This is a genomic window from Streptomyces sp. WAC05292, from assembly GCF_003949955.1.
In the GTDB taxonomy this organism is placed as follows: Bacteria; Actinomycetota; Actinomycetes; order Streptomycetales; family Streptomycetaceae; genus Streptomyces; species Streptomyces globosus.
Window position 1 is genome coordinate 1 of the sequence record NZ_RPSE01000390.1, and the last position, 5,836, is coordinate 5,836.

General features: G+C 75.2%; 6 protein-coding genes. 2 read left to right on the forward strand and 4 right to left on the reverse strand.

The window, feature by feature from the left end; genetic code table 11:
• Positions 1-697 (forward strand): hypothetical protein (locus EF903_RS34390; protein WP_221888783.1); only part of this gene is annotated, 697 nt, incomplete at its 5' end.
• A 110-nt stretch (positions 698-807) separates the two neighbouring features.
• Positions 808-1,845 (forward strand): zinc-binding alcohol dehydrogenase family protein, encoded by a 1,038-nt coding sequence (locus tag EF903_RS27440; protein WP_260616003.1) that lies wholly within the window; start codon positions 808-810, stop codon positions 1,843-1,845.
• Between the two features lie 176 nt (positions 1,846-2,021).
• On the opposite strand, the gene EF903_RS27445 is transcribed toward EF903_RS27440, so the two are convergent.
• From EF903_RS27445 to EF903_RS27460, 4 genes are all read right to left on the reverse strand, one after another.
• A complete protein-coding gene (locus EF903_RS27445) occupies positions 2,022-3,278 on the reverse strand; it encodes a cytochrome P450 (protein WP_125547612.1) in 1,257 nt (418 codons plus the stop codon).
• 28 nt (positions 3,279-3,306) lie between these two features.
• Complete coding sequence (locus tag EF903_RS27450) at positions 3,307-4,698, reverse strand: NAD(P)/FAD-dependent oxidoreductase (protein ID WP_125547614.1); 1,392 nt, start codon at positions 4,696-4,698, stop codon at positions 3,307-3,309.
• On the reverse strand, positions 4,691-4,900 hold the full coding sequence (locus EF903_RS27455) for a ferredoxin (RefSeq protein ID WP_125547616.1): 210 nt from the start codon (positions 4,898-4,900) through the stop codon (positions 4,691-4,693). The genes EF903_RS27450 and EF903_RS27455 overlap by 8 nt, the downstream gene beginning before the upstream one ends.
• Before the next feature lie 93 nt (positions 4,901-4,993).
• Positions 4,994-5,635, reverse strand: a complete 642-nt coding sequence (locus tag EF903_RS27460) for a hypothetical protein (protein ID WP_125547618.1) — start codon at positions 5,633-5,635, stop codon at positions 4,994-4,996.
• Positions 5,636-5,836: the final 201 nt, after the last annotated feature.

Genomic DNA, 5,836 nt, shown 5'->3' on the forward strand with positions numbered 1-5,836 from the left:
CCCCACCGCCCCCACCGACGGCCGGCACTGCCACGACGCCGACGGCGACGGCAGCACCGACACCCGCCACGAGTGCGTCGGCGGCCACAGCCTCGAACTGGCCCTGCCCGCCACACCCCGCGACGCACCCGGACTGCCCTACCAGTGGGCCCTGTTCAACTGGAACCCGCACGGCCACAGCCCGCACGGCCGCTACGACGTCGCCCACTTCGACGTGCACTTCTACCTCGTCCCCCGCGAGGTCCGCGCCGCCATCCGCACCGGCCGCTGCGCCCTCCTCATCGACTGCGGCCAGCTCGCCGAGGCAGCCGAACCGGTCCCGGCCGCGTTCCTCCCGGCCGGGTACCCGGCGAGCAGCCCGCAGACCGCCGAGGGCGCCATGGGCGCCCACCTCGACAGCCGCCCCCCGACCTCGGGCACGCTCAGCGGCCAGACGTTCATCTACGGTGCGTACGGCGGCGAGATCGTCTTCATGGAGCCCATGCTCACCAAGGACTTCCTGCTGCGGCACCGCACGTCGGCCGGGCACCGCACCTGCGAGCCCGTGCCCCAGCCGGCGGCCTGGCGGATCCCCGGCTGGTATCCCACCCGGTACTGCACGGCCTACCGGCCCGCCGAACGCGACTACACCGTCTCCCTGACGGACTTCGCCCCTTCGGCAGGCCTGCGCGGCCACGCCGCCGCCGACGCCCCCTGACACCCGCGGTCCCCGGCGCACCCGCGTGGCGCAGCCGGGGCCCACGGCAGACAGCCGCCACAATCGGACTGTCGTTTATGCCGTCTTGTCACCCATTTGGGGGCTTGTCCATGCATGCAGCCGTCGTTCACGCCCTCGGAGAGCCGCCCCGGTACGCAACGGTGCCCGAACCGGCCCCCGCCGCCGGGGAGGTCGTCGTGGAGGTACTGGCCGCGGCCCTGTACCCGCTCGTGCGCTCCTTCGCCTCGGGCGGCCACTACACCGGCGCCACGGCACTGCCGCTCGTCCCCGGCTTCGACGCGGTCGCCCGCACCGCCGGCGGTGAACTCGTCTACGTCCCCGGGCTGGAACCCCCGCACGGCACCATGGCCGAGCGCATCGCCGTGCCCGCCACCGCCCTCATGCAGCTGCCCGACGGACTCGACCCGGTCGCCGTCGCCGCCGCCGTCAACCCGGCCTCGTCCGCGTGGATCGCGCTGCGCGAACGCGGCCGCCTCCGCACCGGGGAGTCCGTCCTCGTGCTCGGCGCCACCGGGAACGCCGGCCGGGCCGCGGTCCGCCTCGCGCGCGACCAGGGGGCCGGCGCCGTCGTCGCGGCCGGACGCGACCCGGAGGCGCTGCGGCGCACGGAGGAACTGGGAGCCGACCGCACCGTGTCCCTGACCGGGTCGGACGAGGACGTCGCCGCCGCGTTCGGCGCCGCGGCGGCCGAGGCCGACCTCGTCCTGGACTACCTGTGGGACCGGCCCGCCGAGCTCGCCCTCGACGGGATCCTCCGCCACCGCGCCGACCTCGCCCGGCCCCTGCGCTGGGTGCAGGTCGGCTCGGCCGCCGGCGCCGACATGACCCTCCCCTCCGCCTGGCTGCGCAAGGCCGACGTCCACGTCTGCGGCAGCGGCCTCGGCTCCATCTCCGGCGCCCGCCGCAATGCCTGCCTGCGCGAACTGCTCGACCGGCTGCCCTCCCTGGAGCCGACCACCGAGCCCGTCACCGTGCCGCTGGCCGACGTGGAGACGGCCTGGCAGGCCCCGGTGAGCCCCGGGACCCGCATCGTGTTCACCACCCCCGCGGCCGAGGCGGACCCCGCCGCCGGCAACCGCCGCCGGGCCGCGTCCGCCGGGGGCGCCGGCGCGCGCGGAGCCGTCTGACGACGCGGCGCCCGCAGGCCCTGCGCGCCGTCCCGCCCCCAGGCCGCCGCCCCGGCCGTCCCGGCCCCGGACGTGCCACAGGGCCGCCCGGCGCTCCGTTGCGCCGGACGGCCCCGGTCCGGGGAGCTCAAGGCCTCAAGGCCTCAAGGCCTTCGCGGCCCCGGGGCCTCGCGGCCTCAGGACCTGATGTCGTCGCAGGCGATCACCAGGTGGCGCGGCCCGCGCAGCACCGCGTTCTGCCGGTAGGGCGGCGGGTCCTCCAGCAGCCGCGGGTTGTGCAGCCGGCGCGCCAGCTCGCTCAGCGCGAGCTGCGCCTCCAGCCGCGCCAGCGGCGCGCCGAAGCAGCTGTGGATGCCGCTGCCGAGCCCCAGGTGCTGGACGTCCTTGCGATCGGGGTCGAAGCGGTCGGGGTTCTCGAAGCGCTTCGGGTCCCGGTTCCCGGCCGCCAGCACCAGCCACATCGGCGCCCCCTTGGGGATGGTCACGCCACACACCTCGATGTCGGAGAGGGGCGTGCGCTGCGGCAGCAGCTGGACCGGCGGCTCGTACCGCAGCAGCTCCTCCACCAGCGGCACCGCCAGCCCCGGCTCCCGCCGCAGCCGCTCCAGCACGTCCGGATGGCGCAGGAGCGTCAGCATGCCGTTCGTGATCAGGTTGACGGTCGTCTCGTGGCCGGCGATCAGCAGCAGCGCCGCCGTGCTGAGCAGCTCCATCGTCGACATCGTCTCGCCCTGGCCGTGCCCGGCCGCCAGTTGGGACAGCATGTCGTCGCCGGGGTTCTTGCGCCGCTCCTCGATCAGGCCGGCCAGGTACATGCCCAGTTCCATCCGGGCACTGCTCGTGGCCTTCTCCCGCTGCTCCGCGTCGGCGCCCGGATCGGGGTCCAGGCTCGCGGCGAGCGTGTCGGCCCACACGTGGAAGCGGGCCTCGTCCTCCCGCGGCACACCGAGCAGCCGGCAGATCATCGTGACCGGGAACGGGTACGAGAACTGCTCGACCAGGTCGATGCCGTCCCCGGCCCCGGAGCCGCCCCTGCCCTCCGCCAGCCCGTCGATCAGGCCCTTCACGATCGACCGCAGCTCCTCCCGCATCCCGTCGATGCGGCGCGGCGAATGCGGCGGCCCGAACGGCCGGTTCGTCATCCGGCGCAGCCGGTCGTGCTCGGGCGGGTCGAGCTTCAGGAAGCTCGGCGGCAGCTGCCCCTCGCCCTCGTCCTGCCCGGCCAGCGGGTCGCCGGCCGCCGCGCCGCGGTTGCGGGTGTCGGAGCTCAGGCGCGGGTCGTGCAGCAGGCCGTGGATCTCGTGGTACGTGCTGACCACGTACGGCCCCTCCCCGTCGTGGAAGACGGGCGTCCGGCGCAGCTCCTCGTACAGCGGGTACGGGTTCGCGCGGTTCGAGTAGTCCAGGATCTGACTCAGGATCCCTTGCTTCATGACAGGTCCTCCGGGGGCGTACGGGCGCTCAGTTCCTGGCGGGGGTGAAGGTCAGCCGGCGGTCGGCCGGCGAGTACCCGCTGAGGGTCACCGTCGGACCGTGCGTGGGGACCGACGGGTCCGGGAAGTCCGCCGGCACCGGCCGGCTGCCCTCCGGGCGCCGGTCGACGTTCGTGAACTCGGGCGGGAACGCCGCCGTCTCCTCGATCTGCTGCTGGTAGAAGTCCAGCCAGCGCGCGTTGTCGAAGGTGACCGCGCCGATGATCCGCCCCTGGTAGCCGTACACGCCCGCGAACCGGCGCTCGGCCAGGGACCCCTGCGTGATCATGATCTCGGTGCCCATCGTCGGCACGCCCACGGACTTGATGTTCACCCCGAACTGGGAGGACCAGAAAGCCGGGACCCAGATGTGCGGACGCCGGCCGGCACTCTCGCTGAGCATGTTGTGCGCCGCGGTCTCCGCCTGCGAGACCGCGTTCCCCCAGTGCTCCAGCGACAGGAACTGGTAGCCGAACAGCGGGTGCGGCGAGCGGGCGACGTCGCCCGCCACGTAGATGTCGTCGGTGACGATGCCCGTGATGCCGAACGCGCGGCAGCCCGCGTCGCAGGCGATGCCGCGCGGTCCTGCGCCGAGCCCGGAGCCGGCCAGCCACTCGGTGTTGCGCTGTGCGCCCAGGCACACCACGACCACGTCGCACTCGACGACCGCGCCGTCGGAGAGGTGCGCGGCGCGGACCCGGCCGCCCGCGTCGCCTTCCAGGCGGGTGACCATCACCCCGGTGCGCAGGTCCACGCCGTGCTCGCGGTGCATCGCCGCGGCCACCGCCCCGACGACCCCGCCGAGCGCGCCGACCAGCGGCGCGTCGGCCCGCTCGGCGACGGTGACCTCCAGGCCGCGCTCCCGGCAGGCCGAGGCGATCTCGGAGCCGGTGAACCCGGCGCCGATCACCAGGACACGGCGCGGCCCGGCTTCCAGCCGCCGCGCCAGGCCGGCGCCGTCCGCTCGGGTGCGGAGCACGAACACGCCGTCGAGTTCGCCCTCCGCCTCGTTCGGCCAGGGCCGGGCCCGCACGCCCGTCGCGATCAGCAGCCGGTCGTAGGGCACCTCGTCGCCGTCGGCGAGTTTCACCCGGCGTCCGGCCATGTCGAGGCCGCTCGCGGGCACGCCGAGACGCCACTCCGCCTCGATCGCGCGGCGGCGCGGCAGCGCGGTGTTCTCGGCGCGGGCCATGCCCAGCAGCACCTGCTTCGACAGGGGCGGCCGGTCGTACGGCTCGTACGGCTCGTCCCCGATCATCGTCAGGGTGCCCTTGAAGCCCTTCTCCCGCAGGGTCTCCGCGGCCCGCAGGCCGGCCAGCGAGGCGCCCACGACGACGATCCGGCCGCTCCTCCTGAGGGCCTCCAGCTCCGACTCAGGCATCGGAGGCCTCCGAGTCCTCGACGAGGATGGCCTGCACGGGGCACGCCGCAGCCGCCTGGGCGACCCGCTCGCGCTGGGCGGCCTGGGCCTGCGGGTCGTACAGCAGCCCCTCGTCGCCGTGCATGGCGAAGACGTCGGGAGCCAGGAAGGCGCACTGGGCGTACCCCTGGCATCGGTTCAGATCGACGACAAGCCTGAGCAAGGTGCGGTCCTTTCACTGGCCCCCGCGCTTCCCGGGCCAGCGTGCGGCCTGCGGCCCGGGGAGGCCCGTCGGGGGGCGCCGTTGGAGTGAGGGCTACGCGGCCGCCCGCCGCCGGCGGGCCGCGCGCAGTACGTAGAGGCTGACGGCCAGGGCCCACGCCGGGAAGACCAGCTCGGTCCACGGCACGGCGGAGCCGACGAACAGCAGGACCAGCCCCGCGGCGTACCCCGCCGCGGACAGCCCGCGCGGCATGACGCCCATGCGCCGTCCGATGGCCGATGTCGCGAAGACGAAGACGGCGGCCATCCGCATGGCGTAGGTGGTCATCAGCGTGTAGGCGAAGTGGCGCCCGAACGACTCGGGTTCACCGGCGGAGAGCACGGTTCCGGCCGCGGCGGTGGCGCCGAAGAGGGTCGCGACGAAGACCAGCCCGCTGCCGAGGAAGACCGTCGCGAAAAACCGGTCCTCCGCCGCGCCGGTGTGCTCGCGCAGCGCCCCCATGAACCACAGGAAGGCGATCCCGGCGAACGGGACGAGCTCCACCGCCGCCCGCAGCGCGTTCTCCCGGCCCGGTACGACGGCCACGGAGTCGCCGCCGCCGCCCGACGGCAGGGCGGTCCGTACGAGGACGATGGCGGCGGCGAGCAGCACGGCGAAGGCCACTCCGGCGAGGCCCGCGGCCCGCGGGGTGCCCAGCGGCGTCTCGGGGGGCGGGTCCGGCAGGGTTTCTCTCATCCCCCCAGCAAGCCGCCGCGGGCGCCGCGCTGCCAGCGGGCCCGCGCACTCGGGTGAGGGGCGCCGGGGTGGCGTCCCGGCGGGAAAACGGCTTGCCCCGGCCGCGGCCGGGGCGGTCCCCGGCGGGTCGGCGGTCGGCGGTCGGCGGTCGGCGGTCGAGGGTCGACCCAAGGCCGGCACCCGGGACCCCGCGCCCCCGGC

Bases quoted from the DNA above. Each gene is read 5' to 3' on its own strand.
- EF903_RS27440 (WP_260616003.1), top strand. From the start codon at position 808: ATGCATGCAGCCGTCGTTCACGCCCTCGGAGAGCCGCCCCGGTACGCA.
- EF903_RS27450 (WP_125547614.1), bottom strand. From the start codon at position 4,698: ATGCCTGAGTCGGAGCTGGAGGCCCTCAGGAGGAGCGGCCGGATCGTC.
- EF903_RS27460 (WP_125547618.1), bottom strand. From the start codon at position 5,635: ATGAGAGAAACCCTGCCGGACCCGCCCCCCGAGACGCCGCTGGGCACC.
- EF903_RS27445 (WP_125547612.1), bottom strand. From the start codon at position 3,278: ATGAAGCAAGGGATCCTGAGTCAGATCCTGGACTACTCGAACCGCGCG.